This window comes from Nocardiopsis lucentensis DSM 44048 (assembly GCF_000341125.1).
Lineage (GTDB): Bacteria > Actinomycetota > Actinomycetes > Streptosporangiales > Streptosporangiaceae > Nocardiopsis > Nocardiopsis lucentensis.
Genome location: NZ_ANBC01000314.1, coordinates 1 through 619, shown reverse-complemented (window position 1 = coordinate 619; position 619 = coordinate 1). Strand labels below are relative to the sequence as shown.

The 619-nt window shown below is 75.6% G+C and carries 1 protein-coding gene; it reads left to right on the top strand.

What is annotated here, in order from left to right:
• A partial coding sequence (locus D471_RS33895) for an acyltransferase domain-containing protein (protein WP_040689222.1) occupies positions 1-619 on the top strand: 619 nt, incomplete at both ends.

The following is a 619-nucleotide window of genomic DNA, read 5'->3' as shown; positions in this document are numbered from 1 at the left end:
CATGGCCATGGTGGGCCTGGCGTTCGAGGAGGCCCGGACGAGGCTGGAGGGCGCCGTCGGCGTGGAGGCCGCGATCTCCGCGGCTCCGGAGTCGACCGTCGTCTCCGGGGGCACGGCCGAGGTGGAACGGGTCACCGCCGCCTGGCGGGAGGAGGGGATCTGGGTCCGGGAGGTGGACTCCGACATCGCCTTCCACAGCGCCCAGACCGAGGAGGTGGTCGCCGAGGTCGAGGCGGCCGCGCGCCAGCTCGCGCCCCGGCCCGCCTCCGTCCCCCTCTACAGCACCGCCATGGCCGACCCGCGGTCCGGCGCGTCCCGGGACGGCGCCTACTGGGCGGCCAACCTGCGGCGTCCGGTTCGCTTCTCCGAGGCGGTGGCGGCCGCCCTGGAGGACGGCCACCGCCTGTTCCTCGAGCTCTCCTCGCACCCGGTCGTGGCCCACTCGATCAGGGAGGCCGTGCTCAAGCTCGGGATCGAGGACGCCGTCGTCGTCGGCAGCCTGCGGCGGGACACCGACGACGGGGCGGAACTGCTGACCAACCTCGCGCGGCTGTACTGCGCGGGCGCCGGGATCGACTGGTCGCGGGACCACGGCGCCGGGGAGGCGCTGCCCGTGCCC